The 26,065-nt window shown below is 63.0% G+C and carries 21 protein-coding genes; 6 read left to right on the top strand and 15 right to left on the bottom strand.

All coding sequences use genetic code 11. The annotated features are described in order from the left end of the window. The first annotated feature begins 6 nt into the window (after positions 1-6). The gene (locus tag PRJ_RS23155) at positions 7-867 is read left to right on the top strand and encodes an HlyD family secretion protein (RefSeq protein ID WP_064491610.1); all 861 of its coding nucleotides are present in this window, start codon (positions 7-9) and stop codon (positions 865-867) included. A gap of 71 nt (positions 868-938) precedes the next feature. On the opposite strand, the gene PRJ_RS23150 is transcribed toward PRJ_RS23155, so the two are convergent. Continuing rightward, a complete protein-coding gene (locus PRJ_RS23150) occupies positions 939-1,391 on the bottom strand; it encodes a universal stress protein (protein WP_104962541.1) in 453 nt (150 codons plus the stop codon). A 218-nt stretch (positions 1,392-1,609) separates the two neighbouring features. On the opposite strand from PRJ_RS23150, the gene PRJ_RS23145 reads away from it, so the two are divergent. The 4 genes from PRJ_RS23145 (at position 1,610) to PRJ_RS23130 (ending at position 6,734) form a co-directional block, all read left to right on the top strand. After that, on the top strand, positions 1,610-2,515 hold the full coding sequence (locus tag PRJ_RS23145; protein WP_003251728.1) for a LysR family transcriptional regulator: 906 nt from the start codon (positions 1,610-1,612) through the stop codon (positions 2,513-2,515). A 136-nt stretch (positions 2,516-2,651) separates the two neighbouring features. Then, on the top strand, positions 2,652-4,193 hold the full coding sequence (locus tag PRJ_RS23140) for an MFS transporter (RefSeq protein WP_104962540.1): 1,542 nt from the start codon (positions 2,652-2,654) through the stop codon (positions 4,191-4,193). A 28-nt stretch (positions 4,194-4,221) separates the two neighbouring features. Beyond that, on the top strand, positions 4,222-5,283 hold the full coding sequence (locus PRJ_RS23135) for an HlyD family secretion protein (protein WP_049587435.1): 1,062 nt from the start codon (positions 4,222-4,224) through the stop codon (positions 5,281-5,283). After that, the gene (locus PRJ_RS23130) at positions 5,280-6,734 is read left to right on the top strand and encodes an efflux transporter outer membrane subunit (RefSeq protein ID WP_104962539.1); all 1,455 of its coding nucleotides are present in this window, start codon (positions 5,280-5,282) and stop codon (positions 6,732-6,734) included. Before PRJ_RS23135 ends, PRJ_RS23130 begins: the two co-directional genes overlap by 4 nt. A gap of 539 nt (positions 6,735-7,273) precedes the next feature. On the opposite strand, the gene PRJ_RS23110 is transcribed toward PRJ_RS23130, so the two are convergent. After that, on the bottom strand, positions 7,274-8,086 hold the full coding sequence (locus PRJ_RS23110) for an SDR family oxidoreductase (protein WP_020193631.1): 813 nt from the start codon (positions 8,084-8,086) through the stop codon (positions 7,274-7,276). Positions 8,087-8,209: 123 nt separating this feature from the next. After that, entirely contained in the window at positions 8,210-8,674 is a 465-nt protein-coding gene (locus tag PRJ_RS23105; RefSeq protein ID WP_014592314.1) for a hypothetical protein, read from the bottom strand. A 169-nt stretch (positions 8,675-8,843) separates the two neighbouring features. On the opposite strand from PRJ_RS23105, the gene PRJ_RS23100 reads away from it, so the two are divergent. Further along, on the top strand, positions 8,844-9,296 hold the full coding sequence (locus PRJ_RS23100; protein ID WP_104962538.1) for a hypothetical protein: 453 nt from the start codon (positions 8,844-8,846) through the stop codon (positions 9,294-9,296). A 39-nt stretch (positions 9,297-9,335) separates the two neighbouring features. On the opposite strand, the gene PRJ_RS23095 is transcribed toward PRJ_RS23100, so the two are convergent. The 12 genes from PRJ_RS23095 to PRJ_RS23040 form a co-directional block, all read right to left on the bottom strand. Beyond that, positions 9,336-10,790 carry a mannose-1-phosphate guanylyltransferase/mannose-6-phosphate isomerase gene (locus tag PRJ_RS23095; protein WP_029615389.1) on the bottom strand — a complete coding sequence of 485 codons (1,455 nt, stop codon included), beginning with the start codon at positions 10,788-10,790 and terminating at the stop codon, positions 9,336-9,338. A 35-nt stretch (positions 10,791-10,825) separates the two neighbouring features. Next, positions 10,826-11,473 carry an alginate O-acetyltransferase AlgF gene (locus PRJ_RS23090; protein WP_104962537.1) on the bottom strand — a complete coding sequence of 216 codons (648 nt, stop codon included), beginning with the start codon at positions 11,471-11,473 and terminating at the stop codon, positions 10,826-10,828. Between the two features lie 20 nt (positions 11,474-11,493). Beyond that, positions 11,494-12,651, bottom strand: a complete 1,158-nt coding sequence (locus PRJ_RS23085) for an alginate O-acetyltransferase (RefSeq protein ID WP_003251747.1) — start codon at positions 12,649-12,651, stop codon at positions 11,494-11,496. Positions 12,652-12,662: 11 nt separating this feature from the next. Beyond that, positions 12,663-14,120 (bottom strand): MBOAT family protein, encoded by a 1,458-nt coding sequence (locus PRJ_RS23080; protein ID WP_010952409.1) that lies wholly within the window; start codon positions 14,118-14,120, stop codon positions 12,663-12,665. 179 nt (positions 14,121-14,299) lie between these two features. Then, positions 14,300-15,403 carry a mannuronate-specific alginate lyase gene (locus tag PRJ_RS23075; RefSeq protein ID WP_104962536.1) on the bottom strand — a complete coding sequence of 368 codons (1,104 nt, stop codon included), beginning with the start codon at positions 15,401-15,403 and terminating at the stop codon, positions 14,300-14,302. 8 nt (positions 15,404-15,411) lie between these two features. Continuing rightward, entirely contained in the window at positions 15,412-16,851 is a 1,440-nt protein-coding gene (locus tag PRJ_RS23070; protein ID WP_104962535.1) for an alginate O-acetyltransferase, read from the bottom strand. A 13-nt stretch (positions 16,852-16,864) separates the two neighbouring features. Continuing rightward, the gene (algG, locus tag PRJ_RS23065; RefSeq protein ID WP_003251754.1) at positions 16,865-18,424 is read right to left on the bottom strand and encodes a mannuronan 5-epimerase AlgG; all 1,560 of its coding nucleotides are present in this window, start codon (positions 18,422-18,424) and stop codon (positions 16,865-16,867) included. A 21-nt stretch (positions 18,425-18,445) separates the two neighbouring features. Further along, positions 18,446-19,924, bottom strand: a complete 1,479-nt coding sequence (locus PRJ_RS23060; RefSeq protein WP_104962534.1) for an alginate export family protein — start codon at positions 19,922-19,924, stop codon at positions 18,446-18,448. Further along, a complete protein-coding gene (gene algK / locus PRJ_RS23055) occupies positions 19,921-21,354 on the bottom strand; it encodes an alginate biosynthesis TPR repeat lipoprotein AlgK (protein ID WP_104962533.1) in 1,434 nt (477 codons plus the stop codon). The genes PRJ_RS23060 and algK overlap by 4 nt, the downstream gene beginning before the upstream one ends. A gap of 10 nt (positions 21,355-21,364) precedes the next feature. After that, positions 21,365-22,531, bottom strand: a complete 1,167-nt coding sequence (locus PRJ_RS23050) for a PilZ domain-containing protein (RefSeq protein WP_070384331.1) — start codon at positions 22,529-22,531, stop codon at positions 21,365-21,367. Positions 22,532-22,568: 37 nt separating this feature from the next. Further along, positions 22,569-24,050 (bottom strand): glycosyltransferase family 2 protein, encoded by a 1,482-nt coding sequence (locus PRJ_RS23045; RefSeq protein ID WP_003251762.1) that lies wholly within the window; start codon positions 24,048-24,050, stop codon positions 22,569-22,571. A gap of 86 nt (positions 24,051-24,136) precedes the next feature. Then, entirely contained in the window at positions 24,137-25,453 is a 1,317-nt protein-coding gene (locus tag PRJ_RS23040; RefSeq protein ID WP_004577139.1) for a nucleotide sugar dehydrogenase, read from the bottom strand. Positions 25,454-26,065: the final 612 nt, after the last annotated feature.

The following is a 26,065-nucleotide window of genomic DNA, read 5'->3' as shown; positions in this document are numbered from 1 at the left end:
CCTTCGATGAAAAAGTTCTTCAGCCTGATCGCCACCCTGCTGGTGCTGGTCGCTGCCGTGGCCATCGGTCGCCAGTTGTGGCTGCACTACATGACCACGCCATGGACCCGTGATGGCCGTGTGCGTGCCGACATCATCAACGTCGCTGCCGACGTGCCCGGCTACGTGGTGGATGTACCGGTCAAGGACAACCAGCGGGTGAAGAAGGGCGACCTGCTGATCCAGATCGACCCTGAGCACTACCAGTTGGCAGTCGACCAGGCCAAGGCACTGGTCGCCTCGCGCAAGGCCACCTGGGAAATGCGCAAGGTCAATGCCAAGCGCCGTGCCGACATGGACAACCTAGTGATCTCCAAGGAAAACCGCGACGACGCCAGCAATATCGCCAATGCCGCCCAAGCCGATTATCAACAAGCCCTGGCCGAGTTGGCCGCAGCCGAGCTGAACCTCAAGCGTACGCATATCGTGGCGACGGTTGACGGCTACGTGACCAACCTGAATATCCACAAGGGCGACTATGCGCGTACCGGTGAGGCGGTGATGGCGGTGGTCGACGAGCACTCGTTCTGGGTTTACGGGTTCTTCGAGGAGACCAAACTGCCGCATGTGAAGGTGGGTGACCAGGCCGAATTGCAGATGATGAGCGGCGAGCGCCTCAAGGGGCATGTGGAGAGCATCGCCCGCGGCATCTATGACCGCGACAACCCACAGAGCCGCGAGCTGATCGCCGACGTGAACCCGACCTTCAACTGGGTGCGGCTGGCACAGCGGGTGCCGGTGCGCATTCACATCGATGAAGTGCCGGAAGGGTTTTTGCTGGCGGCGGGGACGACCTGTACGGTGGTGGTGAAGCCGAGTTCGCCTTGAGAGGCAGGTCGCCAGACTGATCGAGCGCCGCTCGCGTGGTGCTCGATCTTACAGGCGGCACATCGCTCCAATCATGCACTCGCCGCCCCCACCAACACCGGCACTTCGACCCGATCAATCACCTTCGCGCTGATCGATGGGTCGAGCAACCGCCCCAGCCGCGACAGGTGGCGGTGGCCCATGATGATCAGCTCGCAGTTCAATTCCTGCGCCTTGGCCACAATCGCATCAACCGGCAGCCCGGCCACCATGCAGCCCTGACTGGCGAAGCCGGCTTGCTGCAGTTCGCGCACGGCCTCGGCTACGGCGTGGTCGGCATGCTGCTGTTCCATGCAGGCGGCGGGGTATTCTTCCAGTTCCTCGGCGGTGTAGGGCGCGGGTTGCTCGTGCACCGCGAAGGTGGAATCGATGGCCAGCAGCACGTGCAGTTCGTGCTCGCCCGGGCGGCAGTAGCGGCGGGCGAGGGCAAGCAGGGCGGCAGATGCGGGGGAGGCGTCGATGGCGATCAGGACGGGGCTGGGCATGCGGGATCCTTGATGTATTTGGGGGGGCTGGGGCGGCCTCTTCGCGTAGACCAACGTAGGCGCGGGTTTACCCGCGAAAGGGCCGAACCTGCCATGCATCATTCTCGACCCAATCCTTCCCCTGAATAAATGGCCCACCACGCACAAGCGCATTGCGTCCGGTGCAATCCATCAACCTGATACCATCGCATTCCCCACAGCTGTAACGGAAAACGGCCATGCAACTTCCGGACATGAACCTGCTTGTCGCCCTCGATGCCTTGCTCGACGAGGGCAGCGTGGTTGGCGCGGCGCAACGCATGAACCTGAGCCCGGCAGCCATGAGCCGGACCTTGGGGCGTATCCGTGAAGCACTGGGTGACCCGATCCTGGTGCGGGCCGGCCGTGGCCTGGTGCCGACGCCGCGTGCACTGGCCCTGCGCGAGCAGGTGCATGGCCTGGTGGAGCAGGCCGGGCAGGTATTTCGCAGTCGCGACGATGTCGACCTGGTGAACCTGGACCGTGCCTTCAACATCCGCACCAATGACCTGTTCATCGCCCTTTATGGGGCTCAGTTGTTGCGCATGATGCTGGCCCAGGCACCGCATACGGTGCTGCGTTTTGTGCCGGAGGGCAGCGGCGACGATGATGCGGTGCTGCGCAATGGGCAAATCGACTTGATCATCAGCTCAGCCATTGAACTGGGCCCCGAAATCAAGGTTCAGAGCCTGTTCAACACCTACTTCGTGGGCTTGGCGCGGGAAGGGCACCCGGTTTTCGATGACGAGATAACCCCTGAGCGCTTCGCCGCCTACCCGCACATCAGCGTGTCACGCCGTGGCCGCGCCAATGGGCCTATCGACGTGGCGCTGGCCAATTACAAGGTGGAGCGCCGGGTGGCCCTGATCACGACGAGTTTTCACTCCGCGATGTTTTCGCTGCCGGACTCAGACCTGATCTTGCCGATACCCGCCAATATCCTGAACAGTGTGAACCGGCTGAAACTGCCATTGCGGTCCTTCGAGATCCCCGTGCCACTGGAAAAGGTCAACGTCATGCAGGCATGGCACCCGCGGTTCGATAACGACCCGGCCCATCGCTGGCTGCGGCAGACGTTGAAGGCGTGCGGCAGGATGGACCCTTGAGGCGTGGGGCACGTGCGCATCCGCTGCCCGATTGCGTTTGACGCAATATAAAACTGCCAACAAGTCAGTTTTCGTAAGCATTCGACCTTTTTAGACTTGCTCCAGTCGCAAACTTTGTTGCCGGAGATGTCTGCCCATGAGTTCCCTGTCCGTCCCGTCTGCCGCCATGGCCGCCGCCCCTGCGCCGGCTGCGCCCGCGCAGGCTGCGTTCGGCCTGCAGGTAGTGGTCGGGTTGTTCGGTGTGTTGCTGGCTGTGCTGTGCGCCGGCCTCAACGAGTCGGTAACCAAGATTTCCCTGGCCGATATCCGCGGCGCCATGGGCATCGGTGCCGATGAAGGTGCCTGGTTGCTGGCGGCATACAGCGCCGCTTCGGTCTCGGCCATGGCCTTTGCGCCGTGGCTGGCCACGACCTTCTCGCTGCGGCGCTTCACCATGAGCGCAATTGGTCTGTTCGCCGTGTTTGGCCTGCTGCAACCGTTCGCCCCCAACCTGCACAGCTTGATGTTGCTGCGCGTACTGCAGGGCTTTGCCGCTGGCGCCTTGCCGCCGATGTTGATGAGCGTGGCCCTGCGCTTCCTGCCGCCAGGTATCAAGGTCTATGGCCTGGCCTGCTACGCCCTGACCGCCACCTTTGGCCCCAACCTCGGCACGCCGCTGGCGGGGCTGTGGACCGAATACGTCGGTTGGCAATGGGCATTCTGGCAGATCATCCTGCCCTCGCTGCTGGCCATGGTCTGCGTAGGCTGGGGGCTGCCGCAGGACCCGCTGCGCCTGGAGCGTTTCAAACAGTTCGACTGGCGGGGCGTACTGCTGGGCCTGCCCGCCATCAGTTGCACTGTGCTGGGCCTGTCGCTGGGCGACCGCTGGGGTTGGTTCGACTCGCCGCTGATCTGCTGGCTGCTGGGCGGTGGCCTGCTGTTGCTGGTGTTGTTCATGTACAACGAGTGGTCCGAGCCGTTGCCGTTTTTCCAGTTGCGCTTGTTGCAGCGGCGCAACTTGAGTTTCGCCCTGGTGACCCTGGCCGGCGTGCTGGTCGTGCTTTCGGGTGTGGGCAGCATCCCGTCGGCCTACCTTGCGCAGATCCAGGGCTACCGCCCGGCGCAGACCAGCCCGTTGATGATGCTGGTGGCCATGCCGCAACTGATCGCCCTGCCGCTGACGGCGGCACTGTGCAACATCCGCGCAGTGGACTGTCGCTGGGTGCTGGGCATTGGCCTGGCGATGCTGGCGGTGTCCTGTGTCGGCAGCAGCCTGCTGACCAGCGAGTGGATCCGTGGCGACTTCTACCCGTTCTACCTGCTGCAGGTGTTCGGCCAGCCGATGGCAGTGCTGCCGCTGCTGATGCTGTCCACCAATGGCATGACCCCGCAGGAAGGCCCGTTCGCCTCCAGCTGGTTCAACACCGTCAAGGGCCTGGCCGCCGTCATCGCCGGTGGCCTGCTGGATGTTCTTGGCACCCTGCGCCGGCACTTCCATTCCAATCACCTGGTGGACAGCCTGGGCAACGCCCCGCTGGTCGACGGCAACGCCGCTGGCCTGGCCAAGCGCATTCACGACCAGGCGCAGGTATTGACCTCAGCTGACCTCTATCTGGTGCTGGCCTGTATCGCCGTGGCCCTGATCTGCCTCATTCCTTTCGTGCCTGCCCGGGTCTACCCGCCGCGTGCGGTGGCTTGAACCCTGGATGATTTCGAGAACCATTGAAATGACCAACAACCGCAAAACCCTTTTCATCGGCTCGGTGCTGGCCGTGGCCGTCCTGGCCGGCATCGTCGGCCCCTGGATGTTTGGCAGCGATCACCGCCAGAGCACCAATGACGCCTATGTGACCGCCGACTACACCGTGGTCGCGCCCAAAGTCGCCGGTTTCATCAAGCAAGTGCTGGTGGAAGACAATCAGCAGGTCACAGCTGGCCAGTTGCTGGCGACCATCGACGCGCGTGACTACCAGGCCGCGCTGGATGCTGCGCAGGCGCAGTTACTGGTAGCCCAGGCACAAAGCGCCGATGCCCGCGCCACGCTTGAACGCCAGGACGCGCTGATTGCCCAGGCCGAAGCGGCAGTGAAGGCGGCCCAGGCTGAGGTGGCGTTCGCCGACCATGAAGTCAACCGTTACAGCCGCCTTGCCGAGCAGGGCGCGGGTACCGTGCAGAACGCCCAGCAGGCGCGCAGCGCTGTCGATCAAGCCCGTGCTCGCCTGGCCAACGCTCAAGCTGCGCGGGTGGCGGCGCGCAAGCAGGTGGACATCCTCACGGCTCAAGTGGCCAGCGCCGATGGCCAGCTCAAGCGTGCCGAAGCAGGCCTGGAAAAGGCCCAGCTCGATCTGTCCTACACCCGCATCACAGCGCCGGTGGACGGTATGGTCGGCGAACGCGCCCTGCGCGTGGGGGCCTACGTCAACCCGGGCGCTCGCCTGCTGTCGGTGGTGCCGTTGCAGCAGGCCTATGTGGTCGGCAACTTCCAGGAAACCCAGCTGACCCACGTACAACCGGGCCAGCCGGTGCGCATCAGCGTCGACACCTTCTCCGGCGAAACCCTGCAAGGCCATGTGCAGAGCATTGCCCCGGCTACCGGCGTCACCTTCGCCGCAGTCAAGCCAGACAACGCCACCGGCAACTTCACCAAGGTGGTGCAGCGCATTCCGGTCAAGATCGTTCTCGATGATGGCCAGCCACTGCTCACCCGCCTGCGTGTGGGCATGTCGGTCGAAGCCACCATCGACACGCGTGGCGACAAGCTGGACGGCAAAGAGGTAAGTGCGCGATGAAACCGGGATTACGCTTGAGCCCTTTGCTGCTGGCTGTGCTGCTGACCGGTTGCACCCTGGGCCCGGATTTCCAGCGCCCAGATAGCCAGGCCCCGCAGCAGTGGGCGCCGCTGCAAGGCGAGGCAGCGGCCAGTCAGCCGCAGGCCGAACCGCTTGAACTGCGCTGGTGGGAAACGTTCCACGATGCCCGCCTGAGCGCGTTGATCCAGCGCGTTGCCGAACGCAACCTCGACCTGCAGATGGCCAGCGCGCGGTTGCTGCAAAGCCGTGCCCTGCGCAGTACCTTGGCTGCCGACGAAGTACCGTCGGTGGACGTGAACGCCGGTTACAGCCGCGCTCGTAACAGCGCCGATGGTTTGAGCGATCCGTCCGGCAAGGCCGGGAAAGAAGCCTTCAACCTCTGGCAGGGCGACCTGGTGGCCGGTTGGGAACTGGATCTGTGGGGCCGTGTGCGGCGTCAGGTCGAGGCTGCCGATGCCACGGTCGAAGTGGCCGAGAATGACCGCCGCGGTGTGCTGTTGGCACTGCTTTCGGAAACCGCCGGCAATTACATCCAGCTGCGTGCCGTGCAGCACACCCTCGATGTGACGCAGGATAACCTCAGGGTCGCCCGGCACAGCCTGAAGCTGTCCCAGGACCGCCAGGCCGAAGGCGTTGCCACACGCCTGGATGTGGCCCAGGCCAGCGCCCAGGTCGCGTCTATCGAGTCGCGCCTGCCAAGCCTGGAAGCGCAGCGTGATGACCTGGTCAATGCCCTCAGCCTGCTCGCTGCCGAGCCGCCGCGCAGTCTCCAGGCCGAATTGCTGCAAGGCGGCGAGCTGCCTGCGCCGCAGCAGAAGTTTGCCATCGGCTTGCCGTCCGAACTGGCCGAGCGCCGCCCGGACATCCGCCAGGCCGAGGCCCGCCTGCATGCCGCCACCGCCAGCATTGGCGTGGCCAAGGCGGATTTCTACCCGAGTATCCGCCTGTCGGGCAGTGTCGGCTTCCAGGCGATGCAGCTGTCGGATTTCGGTGGCTGGGATTCGCGCCGGTTTGCCTTCGGTCCACAGATGTCGCTGCCGATTTTCGAAGGTGGCCGGCTCAAGGGCACCCTGGAACTGCGCGAGGCGCAACAGCAGGAAGCCGCGCTGAACTATCGCAAGGTGGTGCTGGGGGCCTGGCATGAAATTGACGATGTGCTACGCCTGTACAACGCCAGTCAGTTGCGCCGTGATCACCTTGCCGAGGCCGTGCGGCAAAACCGTATCGCCCTGGAAACCGCCCAGCGCCAGTATGTGGAAGGGGCGGTGGACTTTCTCAATGTGCTGACGGTGCAAGGCGCGCTGCTGGCCAGCGAGGAGCAATGGATCGACAGCTCGGCCGCGGTGTCGCAGGCGCTGGTGGGGCTGTACAAGGCGCTGGGTGGAGGCTGGCAGGCGTTTGATGAGCCGCCGCCGAATGCTCACGGTTAGAGAGGACGCGCAGTATCTGGAGGGCGGGGTACTGCGGTCCATGGCATGATGCTTTACAGCCTGTACTGGCCTCTTCGCGGGTAAACCCGCTCCTACACGACGGCCTGTGTCCAACCACCGATGTGTGTCCACCACCAATCTGGTGTAGGAGCGGGTTTACCCGCGAATACGGTAGCGGCGGCAACGGTGAACGGCGGGTGAAAATTGGCCAGCAGGCCCGGCCCTTTCGCGGGTAAACCCGCTCCTACGGCGGCCTGTGTCCAACCACCGATGAGTGTCCACCACCAATCTGGTGTAGGAGCGGGTTTACCCGCGAATACGGTAGCGGCGGCAACGGTAAACGGCGGGTGAAAATTGGCCAGCAGGCCCGGCCCTTTCGCGGGTAAACGGCGGCCTGTGTCCAACCCCCGATGTGTGTCCCCCACCAATCTGTGTAGGAGCGGGTTTACCCGCGAATACGGTAGCGGCGGCAACAGTGAACGGTGGGTGAAAATTGGCCTACAGGCCCGGCCCTTTCGCGGGTACAGGCAGGCGATCACTCAGAGCGGGCGCAGCAGGCCAAAGCGCTTGCGCAGTGCCCAGTCCAGCAACCGCCGCGGCAGCAACCGTGCCATCAGCGGCAAGGCTGTACTGCCATTCCCCAAACGTACCACCGCGGGCACCGGCGACTTGCCGACGGCTGCCAGCACGCCTTGGGCAAATACCGCCGCCGACGTTGGCTTGTCCTGCGATGCCCGCGCCCGTGCCTGCACATGCTCACGCAAAGGCCACCACGCCGAGTCTGCCGCCAGCACCTGCTCGGCCTGGCGCTGGGCATTGCTGGCGAACTGCGAGGCGATTGCGCCCGGCTGTACTTCCATTACCCGCACTCCGAACGGCGCCAACTCCAGGCGCAAGGCATCGCTCAGGGCATGCACAGCCGCCTTCGAGGCGCAGTACGCGCCGGCGAATGGCGTGACCAGCACGCCCGATACACTGCCGATATTCACCACCAGGCCGCGTGAGCGGCGTAGCAGCGGGAACAGCGCCCGGGTAACGCCGACCACGGCGAAGACGTTGGTTTCGAATTGCTGGCGCAGGGCGTCGACGCCACCATCGAGCAGTGGGCCCATGGCGCCGTAGCCGGCGTTGTTGATCAGGATATCGAGGGTCTCAAGTTCCTCTGCCAGGCGGGCCAGCGCCTCGCCATCGTTTACATCCAGCTGCCGGGCCGTGTAGCCGGCGGCACTCAGCTGCTCGACATCCTCAGGCTTGCGGGCGGTGGCCCAGACATGATGGCCCGCATCGCGGAAGGCGTCGGCCAGGGCGCGGCCGATGCCGCTGGAACAACCGGTGATCAGGACGGTGGGCATGATTGGGGCCTGTTGTCATGGAGGATTGGTTGTTGCCTGTGCCGGCCTCTTCGCGGGTAAACCCGCTCCTACACACCCTGCAGGAGCGGGACTACCCGCGAAGAGGCCGGCATAGGCAACACATCAATTGGCAAATGTACCTTGCAGGCGTTCTGCGCGGAATTCCAGGGTCTGCGGCCGATAGCCGGAACGCAGTGGCGGCAATGGCAGGCAGTCTTGCCACTCGGCCCCCGGCTGCAATTCACCTGGCCCGCGGTATCGCGGGGCGTTGTAGGTGTTCTCGGCCAGGTTCACGGTATCGCCCGGTGCGTACGCCGCCACGCGCCAGCGCAGTTCGGTCAGCGGCACGTCGTTGCCGTTCTTCATGCGTACCTGCAAGGCACGGTCGGCGGGACAGTGTTCGGGGGCGTAGGTCAGACGCAGGTCCAGGCGCGCCAGTCGACTGCTTTCCCGGCTGTCTTGCCAGACGACGAACAAGGCCACCAGGCCCAGGCCACACACAGCCGCCAGGGAGATGGGAAGAGCCTTGGCTGGGTAACGCAACAACAACACCAGCCAGGTGAGGATCAGCAGGGCACCGATCAGCATCGCGTTATCGCCTCATTCGCGCGCAGGGATGGCTACAGCCTACCTAAAACCCAGCAGTCAGGTAACCGGTGAGCAACCGTGCCAGAAGCCAGACCTGGCAATACTGCGAGTAGTGGAAAGCGTATATCCATTCTAGATTCCGCCATGCCTATTCAAAAGGAGCATGGCCATGAGTCACACAGTAATTGAGCGAGAGCTTGTGCAAGAAATGAAAAAAACACCTGCCAAGGGCAACGTTACGGCTCTCATCAGCCTTGCGGGTCAAAAGGAGGATTTCGTTTCCGAGGGCGTGGACTACGGGAACGCTGAAAAATCAGCGTGGTTGTACGCCTACAAGGGGCAGGCCGAAGATGCGGACGTCTACATTGACTTCGATCTGGAACTACAGGAGGGCGTGCGGGATGTCGTTATCGGGGGTGAGGCGAACCGGGCGCTTGTTCACAAGCGCGGCACAACCTATGGCGGCTATGCGAAATCCGGGCGTATCCGGAAACTCGAAATGACTGCCACGAGCATCAGGGCTGAGTCCTTCGAATTTGAAGGGGAGGATGATTTGCAGCGACCTTTCAAGGTGGTGGGTGGCCCATTCGACATCTACGTCATAGCCCCGAGCGGTGAATGAGCAGGCTCGCCCCTGGTCAGCCCAGGGGCGAGTCAGCATTTACTGTGCGATGGTCTTCACCGAAACGCCGCGCTCCATGGGGGTGGACGTGCGCCCATACACATCCTCGAAGCGCTCGATGTCATCCTCGCCCAGGTAGCTGCCGGACTGCACCTCGATGATCTCCAGCGGGATCTTGCCCGGGTTGCGCAAACGGTGCACCGAAGCGATGGGGATGTAGGTCGACTGGTTTTCGGTCAGCAGGAACACGTTTTCGTCGCAGGTCACCTCGGCGGTACCGGATACCACGATCCAGTGCTCGGCGCGGTGATGGTGCATCTGCAGCGACAGGCTGGCGCCCGGCTTGACGGTGATGTGCTTGACCTGGAAGCGGCCGCCCATGTCCACCGAGTCGTACGAGCCCCACGGGCGATACACTTCCAGGTGGTTCTGGGTTTCCGTGCGGCCCTGTTCGTCGAGGGTCTTGACCATCTGCTTGACGCCCTGGACCTTGTCCTTGTGGGCAATCATCATGGCATCTTTGGTCTCGACCACCACGATGTTCTCCAGGCCGATCACCGACACCAGTTTGCCGTTGCCGTGGATCATGCAGTTGCGGCTGTCTTGAACCACCACGTCGCCCTTGGTGACGTTGCCGTTGTCGTCTTTCTCGTGCACTTCCCACAGCGACGACCAGCAGCCTACATCGCTCCAGCCGGCCGACATCGGCACCACGCAGGCACGCTGGGTTTTCTCCATCACCGCATAGTCAATGGAGTTGTCCGGGCAGCAGGCGAAGGTGGCTTCGTCGATGCTCAGTACATCGCCGTCTTCCTGGCTGCGCTCCAGGGCCAGTACGCAGGTATCGTAGATGTCGCCGTCGTGCTTTTTCAGCTCTTCGAGGAAGCGGCTGGCGCGGAACAGGAACATACCGCTGTTCCAGAAGTAACCACCGGCCTGGACGAACTCGGCGGCGCGTTTTTCGTCGGGCTTCTCGACGAACTGCGCAACCCGCGCCACGCCTTCGGGCAGCAGCGCGTCCTGGCTGGAGCGGATGTAGCCATAGCCGGTTTCCGGCTTGGTCGCCGGCACGCCGAACAGCACCATCTCGCCACGCTCGGCGGCCACGGTGGCCAAGGCCAGGGCACGTTGCAGGGCTTTCTGGTCATCGATCACATGATCGGCAGGCAGCACCAGCATCAGCTCGTCGCGGCCTTCGTTGACCAGCTTCATGGCAGCCATGGCAACGGCCGGCGCGGTGTTGCGGCCGAACGGTTCCATGAGGATGCCCTGGGTTTCCAGCTTCAGTGCGGCCAGTTGCTCCTGGACGATGAACTTGTGGTCCTTGTTACAGACCACGATCGGGGTGTCCATGCCCTCGAATACCAGGCGCTCGATGGTTTGCTGGAACAGCGTGTGTTCACCGGTCAGGGCCAGGAACTGTTTGGGGAACTGCTTGCGCGACAGAGGCCACAGACGGGAACCGCTACCACCAGAAAGAATTACCGGGATCATCATGTTTCTCCAATAGTCGTTGAGAGGCAGGGGAATCAGTTGCCAGCCACGGGGCGAGTTACCCACACCGGCGACAAGGCGTTGCCGGAACCCGTTACGTACAGCACTGCGGCTTCGCCGCGCTCCAGGGCGACGGGTTTCACGTCACCCACTTTCTTGTCTCCTTGGTACAGCGCCAGGTTGACCTTGACCGGGTTGATTTCGCGTTCGCCACGGCCGTTGGCGGCCACCGGCTTGACCACTTCGGTCTTGCCGTCGGCGGTTTTCAGTGTCAGTTGCTGGTCGCTCAGGTTCTGCACGCGCACCAGGGCTTTCTGCTTGTTCTTGAACGGTGGTTCTTCGATCAGTTTCGGGGTGCCGCTGTTGCTGTTGACCAGGGTGTAGTACTTGTCCGAGGCCAGCTTGACCGGCACGCTCTTGCCACCGACCTGGGCGGTGTAGTCGCCGCCTGGCAGGAAACTGAAGTCGCTGCTGGCCTGTGCGCCAACCTGTTTGATCTGGGTGTTGCCGACCGACGCGGCGGCGGGTGCGCTGGTCGCGTTGTACAGGCGTACGAAGGTCGAGCCTTTCGGCGCGCTTGGGCCATACAGTGCGGCGTCGGCACCAGCGAAGGCCTGCATCGAAGCAAGGGAAAGGCCGGCCGCGAGGGTGAGGGCTTTGGCAATGGAAGTCTTGGTAGTCATGTGCGTTTCCTCTCTATCAGTCAGTGGTCTGTCCGGGTGGACGACAAGGCCAGGTTTTCTTCGGATTTACGGGAGTTTTTCAGCTGCGCGATCCACTGCGGATCGAAGCTGCTGAGGTCGTTTTTCATTGGCAGATAACGTTCGGGGAACTCCCACACCACCACTTGTGGGGCGGCGTTTTTAAAGGCATCGCTTTGCAGGTACTTGAGCATCGGCAGCAGCGGGCCATGGCCGTCTTCGGCGTAGTTGGCGACGTCACTGCGCAGGGCCTGCTGCAGCGCGCCGAGGAAGTTCCAGTGCGGGTTGGCGCTGTAGCTGGTGCCTACCAGTGCAACCGGGATCTGCTTGTCGGCGAACAACGCGTCGCCGGCGTCACCCTCGGCATCGACCGGCCGGGTGGTGCGTTTCTGCAGGTTGTCCGGGGCCGGCAGCAGGTTGCTGAACAAGGGGTCCAGTGGCAGGAAGTTGGTCAGGTCGCCCTTGTAGGGGGCGGTGTTGCCGGCTTCGGTGATGAAGGCTTGTGGGTCGCCGTTGAGCAGGCTCTGGCGGCTGACCGCTTCGGCCAGCGCTTGCGCCGCCACTTCGGCACCCATAGGCGTCCAGTGGGTATCGGTACGCAGGAATACCTGGCCGCGGGCCTTGGCCTGCTCCATCGGTGCCATCAGGTCCGGTGCGAACACGTTGGCCTGGCGTGCCTGGGCATGGAACTGGTTGTACAGGTCGTCATGCAGGCTGGCAGGCCGCTCTTTGCCCAGGTACTCGGCGTAGACCCGCGCCTTGGCCGGCACGATCGCCAGCACCAGCTGGCTACCGTGTTGCTGCAGGGTGTCGCGTACGCCACGGATCAGTGCCAGGTTTTCCTGCATCAATTGCTCGGCACCGGCGGTGGGCTTGAACTCTTCGTCGCTGAACAACCACTGGTCGCGGCCCAGTACCACACCCGGGCGGCCTTCGTTGAACAGCTTGAAGTCCATTGCCGCCCACAGGTTGGTGCCCAGGCGCTTGATCGGGAACTCGGCGTCGTAGTGGGTCTCGGCGGCCTTGGCCAGCTTGCCGTTGAGCAGGGTCATCTGCTCGGTGCGCTGGAAACTCTGCAGGCCACCGGTGGACCAGGCGCCCATGCCGACCAGCAGGCCGAGGAACGACAGGGAGTAGGTGATGCGTAATGTCCGGGTCATCGTCATCAACCTCAGAACTGGAAGTAAAGGAACGGCGAGTAGCTTTGCGCCGAAAGCTTGAGGATCGAGGCGACGAACAGCAGCAGGATCAGTGCGCGGGTCATCACCCGGGTCCAGTCCAGGCCGATCGAGCCGTCAGCGTTGACCTGCACCGGGGTCGCCTTGGGCGTCGGCCTGGCATTGCGGTAGAAGTCGCGCAGGCCGAAGAACGCCAGGGTGAGGTAGGCGATGACCAGGGTGGCCACCTGCAGGCCGGTGAGCTGGGCGCGGTTGAGCTCCGACAGCTGCCAGTCGCCGAAGCTGAACATGGCGCCGTACATGCGGGCGGCCACATGCAGGTTTTCGGCGCGGAAGATCACCCAGCCGACCACCACCAGCAGGAAGGTGAAGGCCCACTTCACCGGGTTGAAGCGCTGCGGGTTGGTGTCGAGGCCCAGCGCGCGCTCGATGGCCAGCCACATGCCGTGCCAGGCGCCCCAGATGATGTAGGTGAAGTTTGCACCGTGCCACAGGCCGCCCAGCAGCATGGTCAGGAACAGGTTGCGGTAGGTATTGAAGGTGCCTTTACGGTTACCGCCCAAGGTGATGTACAGATAGTCGCGCAGCCAGGTCGACAGGCTGATATGCCAGCGCCGCCAGAACTCGGTGATCGACTGGCTGATATAGGGCTGCTTGAAGTTTTCCATGAAGCGGAAGCCCATCATCAGGCCCAGGCCGATGGCCATGTCGCTGTAGCCGCTGAAGTCGAAGTACAGCTGTGCGGTGTACGCCAGGGCGCCGAGCCAGGCATCGCCCGTAGTGGGGTTTTGCAGGGCGAAGCAGTGGTCGGCGACCACGGCCAGGGTGTCGGCGATGAACACCTTCTTGATGAAGCCCTGCATGAAGCGGGTGCAGCCTTCGGAGAACTTGTCCAGGGTGTGGGTGCGGTTGTTGAACTGGTCGACCAGGTCCTTGAAGCGCAGCACGGGGCCTGCGATCAGGTGTGGGAAAATCGCCACGAACGCTGCGAAGTCGATCAGGTTGCGGGTCGCCGGGGTGTCACCGCGGTACACGTCAATGATGTAGCTGATCGACTCGAAGATGTAGAACGAGATACCGATCGGCAGCAGCACGTGGGTCAGAATGAATGGCTCCAGGCCAAACGACGTCATGATCGCGTTCAGGCTGTCGACGCCGAAGTTGGCGTACTTGAAGTAGCCGAGGATCGCCAGGTCGACACCCACGCCGAGTAGCAGCCAGCGCTGCGCAGGCTTGGTGCGTACACCGGCGGCACCGACTTTCAGGCCGATCCAGTAGTTCCACAGGGTGACGCCGGCGAACAGTGCCAGGAAGTCCACCCGCCACCAGGCGTAGAAGATGTAGCTGGCGACCAGCAGCAGCAGGTTGCGATAACGTTGCCCGCTCAAGTAGTACAGGCCGAGGAAGATCGGCAAGAACAGGAACAGGAACACGTTGGACGAGAAGACCATCCCGGTTCTCCTAATTTGTTCACAGCATCCAGGGCAAAGCGCCCCCCAAACCCCCCAGTGCAAGACTGGAAGGCAACTTAGATTCCTGTGGGAGCGGGCAAGCCCTTGCCATGCACCGCGGTGGCTTCTTCGCGGGCATGCCCGCTCCCACAGGTTCCGCCCCCACAATGGGGGTCAATTCATTTCTTGCTCTCTGCACTCGGGTCATAGACCCGGGTCACATCGCCGCCCAGCCGGAAGCTGTTGAACGGCTGCATGTCGTGCTTGCGCTCAAGCGTGTCGCCAACGCAGTGGTACAGCGCGCACCAGGGCTCGAGCCAGGAGTACTTGCTGTCGACCTTGAGGTCGGTCATGTCCTGTTTCTTGCCCGCACGCGCCTTGAAGTGGCTGGGGTCGCGGGCGCCGGCCAGCACGCCTTCACCCAGGCGCTGCAAGGCGAAGTTGTTCTCGGCGCGCAGGTCGACGCCATTGGCCTGGGCGAAGCTGGCAATCATCGCCAGCGGCGGCAAGGCGTAGTTGTGATAGGCCAGCGCGCGCTGCTTGCGCTTGATTTCGTTGGGCAGGAAGCCCTGGTCATCCACCTGGTTGGCGCCCACCTTGTATTCCTTCACGGCCCAGTCGAACAGGTCGCGACGGTCGGTGGCGACGGCGGTAGCCATGACCGACCAGGCCGCCCAGTAGCTGTGGTTGTTGATCTTCTCCAGCGGCAGGTCGCTCCAGTCACGCACAGTCTGCTCGGCCAGGCGGGTGAGCCATTTTTCGATCAGGTCGGCCTCGGCCTGGTGTGCGGCCAGCGGCTGCGAGTTGGAGAATTTCAGCCGCAACCATGAACCGCTCATGCTACCCAGCGCCCATTTGCGCATCGACTTGCCGGTATGGTTGTAGTCGGTGGACAGCAATGCACCGGCACGTGCCCAGGTGCCCAGCCACGTCAGGGTGCAGTCGAGTTGCGCCGGGCGGCCGTCGCGCATGTACTGGCCGACCATCTTGCTCACGCCTTTCTCCAGCGTGGTAATGTCTTCGGTCGACTTGCGGAAGGCTTTTTCCGAGGCAGCGTTGAGCGTTGCCCGTGCCTTGTCCGAGCCTTCGTACTTGCTGCGAAACTGCAGCGGGCCGGTGTATGGCTTGGGCGCCGCTTCGCAGCGGAAATTACCCTCACCGGTCTTGAGCTTTTCGATCCCCTGGTAGTAACCCTGCGGCGGTACCAGCGCGGCGTGCGCGGCACCGCCAAACAAGGCCAACGCGAGCAGGGCGGGGCTGGAAATTCGTTTGAAAAGGGTCATGGGTCGCCTCACTGGCCTGCCTGCGCGGTCTGCGCAGGCACGGCGAAGTTGTTGCGTTTGCAGAGCTTGGCTTCGACCTTCTGGGTGCCGCTTTCCGGCCCCTGTACCTCGAACGCCAGCAGGCTTTGGCTGGCCCAGTCCTCGTCTTCGCGCAACTGGAAGACGAAGCGGCCGTCGGTGTCGGAGGTTTCCGGTTTTTCCAGCTTGATGTCCTCGTGGCGGCCGTTGAGGTACCAGAGCGTGGCCTGCAACACCTTCACCGAGGGGTCTTCGAACTTGACGTCCATCTGCAGGTTGCGGTTGATCAGGTCTTTGATCACGCCGCCCTTGCCGTTGACCATCAGCTCGTTCTTGCCAGGCTTGAGGGTGGTGCTGGCGCTCATCAGGGCTGGGCGGTCGTCGCAGCCGTCGTCGAGCAGGCCAAGGATTTGCCGCCAGATGGTTTCCTGGTCCAGGCGGTACAGCGGGGAGAATTCCCAGATCAGGATCTTCGGCGGGTTCTTCTGGAATTCCTCGCTGCCCAGGTACTGGATCATCGACCCTTCCAGGCCACCGCCTGGGAAGGCGACGTTGAGCACGTCGGCGCCGATGTATTGCTCGAGGAAGCCCGAGAAGTTGTAGTTCTTGCCACTGTGGCTGGTACCGACCAGGGTGATCTGCGCGTTGCCGCTGTCACCGAACAGGTCGTCGCCGCCGCTCGCGCCTTTCGGCTCGGTGGCGAACTGGTCCATGTACTGGACGGCGTAGCTGGTGCCGCACAGTTGGCCGGCAACGTTGTGCAGGGTGCCGGTCTTGCCCATGCGCCCGGACTTCCTGGTCTCGAATTCCTTGCGCGGGATGCCTTCGAAGGCCGGCATCTTGTGCACGGTGTCGGCCACGATCTTCGCCGCACGCTCGGCACCGTACGGCGTCCAGTGCTGGTCGCCACGGAAGTAGAAGTCCTTGCCCTGGTCAGCGGCGGCCAGTTGCTCGTTGGTCAGCGGTGACAGGTCGGGCACGTTGTAGCCCATGCTGGCGAAGCGCTTGAGCATGGCCTGGTAGTTGCCCAGGGCCTTCTGGTAGTCGAAGGCGGCTTTTTCTGCCGGGTTGAGCATGTTGCGGTTCACCAGGCCACGGGTCGGCTGGTACACCACCACCAGTTCCACACCACGTTTCTTGAACGCGTCGTGCACTTGCTTCAGGCGTTTGTAGCCGGCCGGGGTGGTGTTGAACTCGGTGCGCAGGTCTTCGCGGGTGCGGAACAGCCAGTCGCCCTGGGCCTGCACCAGCGTGGTGAAGTTTTGCTGATAGCGGGTGGTGTAGCGGCTGGCATCGTGCGCTTCAGGGCACAACTGGCAGCAGGGCTCGGCGCTGAAGGTCGGGGCCTTGACGTCTTCGGCGCGCACGCCCTGGCTGATTGCCAGAAGGGCGGCGGACAGGCCCAGCAGTTTCATCAGGTGTGGAGTCATGGTCTGGGCTTCCTTAATCGATCATTTCGGTCTGGCGTTCGACCGGGTCGATCAGCACAGCCTTCTGCTGGCGTACCAGCAGGTCGAGGATTTCGTCCTGGCGCTCGCCCAGCACACCATTGAGGCTGATGCCGCTGGCCTTGCGTGGGGCGAGCATGGACACCTTGTACAGCTCGACCGACAGCGGCGAGTCGATCGACAGCGGGCCGGAGCCGTTGGCCGACAGCTCGCCACCCACCACGATCAGCGACACCTTGGTGTCGAACGGGTCGAGGGCGATGTCGCGGTCGGTGTCGGACAGGTCCTTGATGTGGCCGTATACGCCGACCAGGCCGTTGGCCATGGCGACGTTTTCGTACAGGCGGATGTTCACGCTGTTACGCACGCGGATGCCGTGGCGGCGGTTGTTGACCAGCTTGTTGCCCCAGATCAGGTTGTCGCCGCTTTCGTACAGGGTGATGCCGTCGGTGTGGTTGCGGTAGATCTCGTTGTAGGCCACCAGGTTGTTGACGCTGTTACGGTCGATCACCACGCCCGAGAGCTTGTTGTCGTAGCTCTTGTTGTTGATGATCCAGCTGTCGTTGACCTCACGTGAAACGATGATGCCGTGCTTCTTCTTGGTGCCGTACACCGTGTTGCCGGCGATGATCAGGCGATGCGAACGGTCGTGCGGGTCGATGCCGTAGACGATGTTGTCGCGGTAGGTGCTGTCCTTGATCACGAAGTCCTGGGTTTCGTAGCAGTAGAAGCCGTACCACATGTCGCTGAACTCCGAACCGATGATCCAGCCGGTGGGCTCCGGGCGGCCCATGCGCTTGGCCATGTTCGGCGTGTACTGCGAGATGCTCACGCCATACGACTTGGACTTGGCGTAGCCGAAGCTGGCCATCTTCGTATTGACGATGTAGGTCTCGGTGCCGCCCCACGACAGCAGGAACGGGCGGAATTCCTTGGGCGAGCGGAAGGTCGCCGGGCCGTTGTCCTTTTCCCGCCAGCCGGTCACCTGGGTGTCGGTTACGAACAGCTTGCCGTCATTGACCAGAAATGCGCCGCCCTCCTGGGACAGGCGCAGCTGTTTGACCTTGCCGTCGATCTCGAGGATGCCCTTTTGCCCGACCACGATCGGCAGGCGTGCCAGGTAAACCCCAGGCTCGACTTCGCTGAAGTACTGTTTGGGCACCTTCTTGCTCAACTCGGTCAGGTCGACATGGCCGTCATCGACGAAGATCGCCTGCGGGATGCCGTGCTGGCGCTGCACCCACTCGGCGGCCTTGTTGTCGCCGCCGACGAACTCCTTGAGGGTGTCCTCCTGGAACATACGGCGCAGGCTGACCTTGCCCTTGTGGCGGCGGTCGATTTTCTTCTGCACCGCCTCGGCCGTGAAACCGGTGAGGTCGGGCAGCTTTGGCGGGTCCATCTGCAGCGGTTCGATCGGTGCGCTGGCCACCGTATAGGTCTTGGCCTGCTGCAGCTCCTTGGCGATCACCTGGGGCTCTGCGGCAGTGGCCAGGCCGCTTGCCAGCAGCAAGGCACTGGCCAACAGGCTGTGACGTAAGTGCGGGTGAAGGTTCATCACGGTCAGTCCCCTACGGCCTCAGAAGCGCCAGATGACGTCGACGAAGGCGCGGTGCATGTACGAGTCCGTTTCCTTGCCGTAGGCGTCGCCCGGCTTGAATACACCGGCACGCAGGCGCACCAGGGCTGACGGCTCGTCGATTGCCTGGCTCATCGAAGCCGGCAGCAGGCCTTGCTTGAAGTACTTGGTCACGACCACGTCCATTTCCTGGCCAAGGTCCTTCTCGCCGTCGACCAGCTGACGGTTCACGCCGTTGTCGTCGACCACCGCGTTGATGCCGCTGGAGCCGATGTTCTGGTTACCGTCGACACGCCAGAACTTGTGGTAGATCAGGCTGGCGTCATAGTCGTCACGCAGCTGCCACGAAGCGAACAGGGTGGCGGCCTGCAGGTTGCCTAGCTCGCCGCGGAAGGCTTCGCCGAAGCGGTGCACGCGCGAGCGGGTGCCGGTGAAGTTGGAGCGGTTGCTCTCCAGGCCGGTCTGCTCGAAGTTGTTGGAACCGTCATCGCCGCCGCCGCCGCTACCGCGGGCGTAGGCAGCGCCGACCTGCCATTGCGGGTCCAGGCGCAGGCGGATACCGAGGTCGGTTGCCCAGGCGTTGACGTCACCGCTCTGCTTGCCGCTGGCGACCTGATCGTCACCCACCTGCTGGGTGCTCAGCTTGTCGCGGTCACCGGTCAGCCAGGTGACGCTGCCCCAGTAATTCACGGTGTGGTCGTTGCGCCAGTTGTAGGCGTCGCTGTTGGCCTCCAGACCCAGCCAGGTAAGGTCGCCAGTGCGGGTCTTGTCCAGCGCGTCGACCGTTTCGCCGGGGCTCTTCAGGCTGCCGCTGTCATGCGTGTGGTGAGCGCGCAGGCCAACCCAGTGGCCAGGGGTCCACTGCGTGGCGACGTTGCCGTAGATGTGGGTGCGGTCCTTGTCTTCCGGCGCCAGTTCGGTGAGGTCGGTGCGGTATTCGCTGAAACGCTGGGCTACGCCAAGGTCGGCCTTGAGCAGCGTGGTGTCGAAGGTCCAGTTCAGCGCTTCGATGTTGGTATCGCGCCACATGCCATCGTCGCTGCGCAGGCGCTGGCGACCGAAGCGCAGTTGCTCGCCGGGGTAGGCGGTAAGGCCGCTGTAGCCGACCCAGAACTCGCGCATGGCCAGGTAGCTTTTGTCTGGTTGACGGCTGTCGTCGCCGGTGTCGGTACTGGTGCCGTCGTCATTCTGGCGCAAGGTGTCCGTTTCGATGGTGTCGGTCGCAGCGACCGCCTGGCCCATGGCGTAGGCACTCCAGTTACCGCGCTCGCCGTACACCCACGGGCGCAGATCCAGGCCCAGGCCGTTGACGTCGCCGCCAGAGCGGGTGCCCAGGTCACGGTCGTCTTCCGACTGGCCGGTGATTTTCACGTCCAGGCCGAAGTTTTTTTCAGCGGTCATTTCCGCCAGGGTCGGGCAGGACCACAGCAGGGCGAAGCTCAGGCCGATGCCGGCTTTCACGAAGGGATTGAGCGTCATAGCGAGTCCTCACCGTCTACTTCTTTTTCGTCGTCTTGCAGGGCTTCGAGGGCCAGGGTGCTATTCGCGCCCTGCGCCAGGCTGCCGCGTGCACGCTTTTCCTGGTCCAGCAGTTGCTGGGCCTGGTTGCGCTGGTCAGGTGTCAGTTGCTGGTCGAGCTGCTGCAGCAGTTCGGCTGATTGCGGCGTCGGGTTGGCCTGCGACAGCTGGGCGAACACCCAGGCGTTGCCCGGTTGCGGGCGGATGCCGTGGCCCTCGCTGAACAGCTGGGCCAGGGCATAGTCGGCGCTGTTCTGCCCGCCACGGGCGGCGGCCAGCAGGTGGTCGACGGCTTTCTGCGGCTCGACATTGCCCAGGTAGCCGCGGCGGTAAAGCTGGCCCAGGTAGTAATGGGCGCTGATCTCACCGGCTTCGGCAGCGGCTTGCAGGTGCTGCTCGGCTTTTTGAGCGTCGGCTGGCAGGGTTTTGCCTTCGTAGTACAGGCGGCCCAGCAGCAGTTCGGCGCGTGGCTGTTCAGCTTCGCGGCCTTTGTCGATGTAGGCCATCAACTGGTCGGTGTCGCCCAGTTCGGGGAAGTCGTATACAAGCTGTGCCAGGCTGACCCAGGACGCCGGGTTGGCCGGGGCTATTTGCTCGAGCAACTCCTTGGCGGTTTTTTCGTCGGTCTGGCCAAGGCTGCGATCGGCCAGCACCCGGGCCACGCTGTCAACCCGGGTGGCCGGTACGGCGCCACGGGCATAGGCGGATTTCAGCTGGCCGAGCAGGGCGGTTTGCTGATCGGCCTGGCCACGTTTCTGGTACACGGTGGCCAGTTCGACGTAGCAGATGTCGGTGGTGTTCAGCGCGGCCTTGCAGATCTTTTCCACTTCACCCAGGTGCTGGTCATAGGTGCCCTGGGTGCGGTACAGCAGCACCTGGGCCAGGCCCGCTTCCGGGTTGCCGGCGGCGCGCCACTGGTCGATCTGCTGCTGCGCGTTGACCTTGGGGAAGCTCTGCGGGTAGCTGAGGTAGAGCATTGCCAGCGGAATCAGGGTATTGCTTTGGCCCTGTTTCGCGGCCTGCTTGAGCAGGGTTTCGGCTTCCTCACGTTCGGCCTGGGTGCTGTCCGGCTTGGCCACCAGCAGGCGGCCAAGGCGTGCCTGGGCGCGTGGCGACGTGGCGGCCGCAGCGCGATAGGTGGCCTCGGCTTCCTTGATTTGCGAGGGGTCGCGGGTGGCCACCTTGATGTCCGCCAGGCCGACTTGCGCTTCGCTGTAGCCCAGGTCGGCCAGCGCCTTGTAGTTGCGCTCGGCCAATGCCGTATCACCGCGCTTCATGGCCTCGTTGGCCAGGCGCTGGTCGGGCAGGCCGGCACAGCCGGCCAACGTGATGGCGGCGGCCAGTGCACACAATCCCAGGTTCACGCGGACCTTGTAGGTATCAGAGATCATTGTCCGTCCCTCACAGGCCACGGGCCACGGCTTTGTCGATCAGCCAGTTCAGCGATGGGCCACGGTCGCTGTTGACCGAGGCCGGGCGGCCGGCCAGTTCGGCTGGCAGGCCGCTGTCTGGCTTGATCTGCACGCGGATGTCGGAGGACAGGTCTTCGCTGTTGAGGCTTGTGCTGCTGACGATCTGACCGGTGCGCACTTCGTCTTCGCCGGCCACCTGGAAGTTGACCCGGGTACCCGGCTTGACCTCGTCGAACTGGCGGTAGCTGAAGCGCGCCTCGACCATCGGGGTGGTGGTGCGTGGGATCAGCTGGAAGATTGGCTGGCCCTTGGCGGCGTACTGGCCGTCGTCCACCAACTGGCGCGCGACCACGCAATCGCAAGGGCTGGTGAGGGTGCCGGACAGCTGCTTGCCGAACAGTTCCTCGATCTTCGCCGGCTCCAGCTGTGCGTCTTCAAGGTTGCCCTTGAGCATGTCCAGCATGCTGGTGGTGAAGCTGGCCAATGGCGCGCCCTTGGCGATCTGCCCACCGCTTTCGACCAGGCTGCTCACGGTACCGTCGCGCGGCATGGTGACGTTGGTGGTCGGCACTGCGACCACACCGGCTTCGGCGTGGCTGACGAAATACATGCCATACAACGATTTGGCGACGAAGCCGAAGGCCGCAACGCCGACCACGAACACGCCCAGTGTGACGGTGACTGCCTTGAAGCGGCCGAAGGCGCTCAGGCCCGATCCACCGTCCTTCTGCTTGCGCGCCTTGGTGAAGTTGTCGCGCTGCAGGGTGCTGAGTACGTCGCCGATGCTGATCAGCTCACCCGACAGGTGGCTGGTGATGATGTGCCGCAACGTGGCGATGTCGCGAGGTTCAAGGTTCTGGAACTGCGCACCGATACGGCCATTGTCCGGGTTGTACGAGCGCACCTGGAACTCGATGTCGATCGACAGGCCCAGGTTGTCGACCACGAACTGCAGGCGCCCGCGCAGCACATCGCCCACCGACTGCGGTTGCTTGGCGTGGAAGCTCAGGCCGCCGGCAGAAAGGTCTTCGACCTTGACTTCGTGGACCTGGCGCTGGGCGTCCAGGAACCGCAGCTTGGCGGGAATGCGTACCCGGGCGTGTTGGCGCTGGGCTTCGGACTCATGCACGACATTGACGTTCACGGCGGTATTCATGGTGGTTTGTTCCTGTTAGATCCGATCCGGGTTGGGCTCACACGACCATGAACAGCACAGCAACGAAGATGCTGGCAGCCGAGAAGGTCATGGTCCGCGAGGACCAGGTGTTGAACCATTGTTGAAAGCTGGCGAGGTCACGCTTGAGGGCAGTGGGCTGACGCGTCCACGACTGCTTGTCGAGGCGGAAGAACACGTAGATCTTCATCAGCGCGCCGATGATCTGGTTGTAATAGAGAATCAGCGGGTAGGCCGGGCCTACGTTGTGGCCGGAGCACAGCAGCATGATGGTGAGGATCAGGCGGGTAATGCCGATCCACAGCAGGTACACCAGCAAGAAGGCCATGCCGAACTTGAGGCTGGCGATCACCGCCACGGTCAGGCCCAGCAGGCTGGTCCACATCGACACGCGCTGGTCGAACAACACGATGCTGGTGAACAGCCCCAGGCGACGCAGGCCAAGGCCCAATGCCCGTGAGTTCTGCCGCAGGTTGTTGCCGTACCAGCGGTACATCAGCTTGCGGCTGGCCTTGAGGAAGCTTTTTTCCGGCGGATGCTCGACCGTGTTGATGGCGGCGTCCGGCACGTAGAAGGTGTCGTAGCCCAGGCGCATCAGGCTGAACCAGCTGGACTTGTCGTCCCCGGTAAGGAACTTGAAGCGGCCCAGGCGCCAGTGCATCAGCGAGTCGCTTTCGACGTCGGCGATGAACTCGGGGTTGGTCACCACGCTGGCGCGGAACATCGACATGCGCCCGGTCATGGTCAGTACGCGCTTGGACAGGGCCATCGAGCACATGTTGATGTGGCGCTGGGCGAAGCGCAGCTTGTGCCACTCGCTCATGATGTAGCCGCCGCGCACTTCGCAGAATTCATTGGTGGTCAGGCCGCCCACATTGGGGAACAGCTTGAACCACGGCACGGTCTTGCGCACCACGCCGTCGGCCAGCACGGTGTCACCGTCGATCACCGCCACCACGGCGTTCTCGTCCGGCAGCATGCGCGAGATGGCGCGGAAGCCGTAGGCCAGGCCATCGCGCTTGCCGGTACCGGCGATACGCACGATGTCCAGCTTCACGTGGGCCGGTGGGTTGTACTTGGCCCACAGGCTCTTCACCAGCAGTTCATCGGACATTTCCACCAGCGAGCAGACCACGGTGGTGGGGAAGCCGCAGTTGATCGCCTCGCGGATCACCGAGCTGTACACCTGGGCGGTGGTCAGCGCTTCGATACGGAAGCTGGTGACCATCAGGTAGACATGCGACGGGTCGGTGGCATTACCCATTTTCTGCACCTTGCGGCGCAGGTACGGGTACACGCCGTAGAGGAAGATCATGCCGCGGATGAAATGGGTGGCGCCCATGGAGTAGCGCCAGATGCCGACTGCGCCGACCAGGAAGATGAAGTGCTTCGACTGCGAGTCGAAGATATCAGCTGGCAGGGCCAGGGCGATCAGCATGAGCAGGCTCATGTAGAGCAGCCACCCGGCGCACTGCAACAGCACTGTCTGGAGCCTTTGCATGTTCAGCATCCGTCGAGAATTCGGGAAAGGGTGGGCAGCGAGGAGGCGGATCTTGTCGAGTGCCTCATCGCTGCCCGGCCGGGCACTTACCAGCAGATGCCTTCGGTACGGGCGGTGGTGCTGGTCGGTTTGTTCATGAAGCCGACCAGGTCGATCACCTGCTTGCCGGCTGGCGCTTGCAGGGCCAGCGCACGGAACTGCTCGTCACGGTTGCCGAGGACGATGATGTCGGCGTTGTCGATCACCTGCTGCAAGTTGGCGTTGAGCAGCGACGACACGTGCGGGATCTTCGACTCGATGTAGTCCTTGTTGGCGCCGTGAACACGGGCGTACTGGACGTTCTCGTCGTAGATGTCCAGCTGGTAGCCCTTGCCGATCAAGCGCTCGGCCAGTTCTACCAGCGGGCTTTCGCGCAGGTCGTCGGTGCCGGCCTTGAAGCTCAGGCCCAGCAGGGCGACCTTGCGCTTGTCGTGGGCTTCGATCAGCTCGAAGGCGTTCTGCACCTGCGATTCGTTACTGCGCATCAGCGAGTCGAGCAGCGGTGCACGGACATCGAGGCTGGCGGCGCGGTAGGTGAGGGCGCGTACGTCCTTGGGCAGGCAAGAGCCGCCGAAGGCAAAGCCAGGGCGCATGTAGTACTGGGACAGGTTGAGGACCTTGTCCTGGCAGACCACGTCCATCACTTCGCGGCCATCGACGCCCACTGCCTTGGCGATGTTGCCGATTTCGTTGGCGAAGGTGACCTTGGTGGCGTGCCATACGTTGCAGGTGTACTTGATCATCTCGGCCACTTCGATCGGCTTGCGGATGACCGGGGCGTCGAGTTCTTCGTACAGGGCCTGGAGGATGTCACCGCTGGCGCTGTCCAGTTCGCCGATGACCGTCATCGGGGGCTGGTCGTAGTCCTTGATGGCGGTGCTTTCACGCAGGAATTCCGGGTTGACCGCCACACCGAAGTCGACGCCGGCCTTCTTGCCCGAGCAGTCTTCGAGGATCGGGATGACCACGTTCTTGACGGTGCCAGGCAGCACGGTGCTGCGCACCACGATGGTGTGACGGCGGGTGGTGTCACGCAGCACGTAGCCGATTTCGCGGCACACGGACTCGATGTACTCCAGGCCCAGGTCGCCGTTTTTCTTGCTGGGGGTGCCCACGCAGATCATCGACACATCGCTGGCACGGATGGCTTCGGCGAAGTCGGTAGTGCCGCGCAGACGGCCATTGGCGATGCCCTGTTGCAGCAGTGCTTCCAGGCCAGGTTCGACGATGGGCGACTTGCCCTGGTTGATCAGGTCGATCTTGGTGCTGGACACGTCCACACCGATCACTTCATGGCCACGCGCCGTCAGGCAGCCTGCACAGACTGCACCCACATAACCCAAACCAAAGATGCTGATACGCATCGCTATCACCTCATGTGTTTATCACGCCGACGCCTCCGCAGAGAGCCGGGCTGGGTTGATTAACAACAGTTTTCGGGCGCACGGATCCATGGCGAATGCACACTTCGCCGAGCGCAGGCAAAATAAATCCGGAGCGCAAAAAGTTATGCACTCAAAGTTGGCACTCAATAGCCATTCATTAAAAAACGTGCCCTGAAATGCAGCCGTCTTTATTGCAATGCGCTACTTGGCGCGTTGCTGTGCTTGTTTTTTCAAGTGAATAAATCCTTTGAAATCAACCACTAGGACGATTTGTAAGGGACGCGTCTCTCCTGCATGGACAAGGTCTTCGGGGGGTTCCGTGATACCTGTCGAATTTCTTATGGCGGGCAGTGGATACCCGCCGCTGTCATCTGTAAGTCATCTCTCACAGCCCGTAGGCAGGACAATCGTTACGGCACTATGAGCGATTGGCTTTGGTAGAAGTTCCTGAGCCAGTTTCGCCCGAATGAAAGATTTCTAAATATTTATTCAGTTGCGGACAGTTTCAAATTGATAGCACTCGGGTGTTTCACCCCCGTGTATAAAGGACGTAACTGTTGCGAGATATTTTTATGCCAGCATCTGAAAAAT

Source organism: Pseudomonas sp. XWY-1, assembly GCF_002953115.1.
GTDB classification, from domain to species: domain Bacteria; phylum Pseudomonadota; class Gammaproteobacteria; order Pseudomonadales; family Pseudomonadaceae; genus Aquipseudomonas; species Aquipseudomonas alloputida.
Note: the sequence above shows the minus strand (reverse complement) of the source record. Positions and strands in the feature narration are given on the sequence as shown.

Bases quoted from the DNA above. Each gene is read 5' to 3' on its own strand.
- algK (WP_104962533.1), bottom strand. From the start codon at position 21,354: ATGATCTCTGATACCTACAAGGTCCGCGTGAACCTGGGATTGTGTGCA.
- PRJ_RS23095 (WP_029615389.1), bottom strand. From the start codon at position 10,790: ATGATCCCGGTAATTCTTTCTGGTGGTAGCGGTTCCCGTCTGTGGCCT.
- PRJ_RS23045 (WP_003251762.1), bottom strand. From the start codon at position 24,050: ATGCAAAGGCTCCAGACAGTGCTGTTGCAGTGCGCCGGGTGGCTGCTC.
- PRJ_RS23070 (WP_104962535.1), bottom strand. From the start codon at position 16,851: ATGACTCCACACCTGATGAAACTGCTGGGCCTGTCCGCCGCCCTTCTG.
- PRJ_RS23090 (WP_104962537.1), bottom strand. From the start codon at position 11,473: ATGACTACCAAGACTTCCATTGCCAAAGCCCTCACCCTCGCGGCCGGC.
- PRJ_RS23105 (WP_014592314.1), bottom strand. From the start codon at position 8,674: ATGCTGATCGGTGCCCTGCTGATCCTCACCTGGCTGGTGTTGTTGTTG.
- PRJ_RS23040 (WP_004577139.1), bottom strand. From the start codon at position 25,453: ATGCGTATCAGCATCTTTGGTTTGGGTTATGTGGGTGCAGTCTGTGCA.
- PRJ_RS23145 (WP_003251728.1), top strand. From the start codon at position 1,610: ATGCAACTTCCGGACATGAACCTGCTTGTCGCCCTCGATGCCTTGCTC.
- PRJ_RS23130 (WP_104962539.1), top strand. From the start codon at position 5,280: ATGAAACCGGGATTACGCTTGAGCCCTTTGCTGCTGGCTGTGCTGCTG.
- PRJ_RS23100 (WP_104962538.1), top strand. From the start codon at position 8,844: ATGAGTCACACAGTAATTGAGCGAGAGCTTGTGCAAGAAATGAAAAAA.
- PRJ_RS23150 (WP_104962541.1), bottom strand. From the start codon at position 1,391: ATGCCCAGCCCCGTCCTGATCGCCATCGACGCCTCCCCCGCATCTGCC.
- PRJ_RS23060 (WP_104962534.1), bottom strand. From the start codon at position 19,924: ATGACGCTCAATCCCTTCGTGAAAGCCGGCATCGGCCTGAGCTTCGCC.
- PRJ_RS23075 (WP_104962536.1), bottom strand. From the start codon at position 15,403: ATGACCCTTTTCAAACGAATTTCCAGCCCCGCCCTGCTCGCGTTGGCC.
- PRJ_RS23155 (WP_064491610.1), top strand. From the start codon at position 7: ATGAAAAAGTTCTTCAGCCTGATCGCCACCCTGCTGGTGCTGGTCGCT.
- PRJ_RS23080 (WP_010952409.1), bottom strand. From the start codon at position 14,120: ATGGTCTTCTCGTCCAACGTGTTCCTGTTCCTGTTCTTGCCGATCTTC.
- PRJ_RS23110 (WP_020193631.1), bottom strand. From the start codon at position 8,086: ATGCCCACCGTCCTGATCACCGGTTGTTCCAGCGGCATCGGCCGCGCC.
- PRJ_RS23140 (WP_104962540.1), top strand. From the start codon at position 2,652: ATGAGTTCCCTGTCCGTCCCGTCTGCCGCCATGGCCGCCGCCCCTGCG.
- PRJ_RS23050 (WP_070384331.1), bottom strand. From the start codon at position 22,531: ATGAATACCGCCGTGAACGTCAATGTCGTGCATGAGTCCGAAGCCCAG.
- PRJ_RS23085 (WP_003251747.1), bottom strand. From the start codon at position 12,651: ATGACCCGGACATTACGCATCACCTACTCCCTGTCGTTCCTCGGCCTG.
- algG (WP_003251754.1), bottom strand. From the start codon at position 18,424: ATGAACCTTCACCCGCACTTACGTCACAGCCTGTTGGCCAGTGCCTTG.
- PRJ_RS23135 (WP_049587435.1), top strand. From the start codon at position 4,222: ATGACCAACAACCGCAAAACCCTTTTCATCGGCTCGGTGCTGGCCGTG.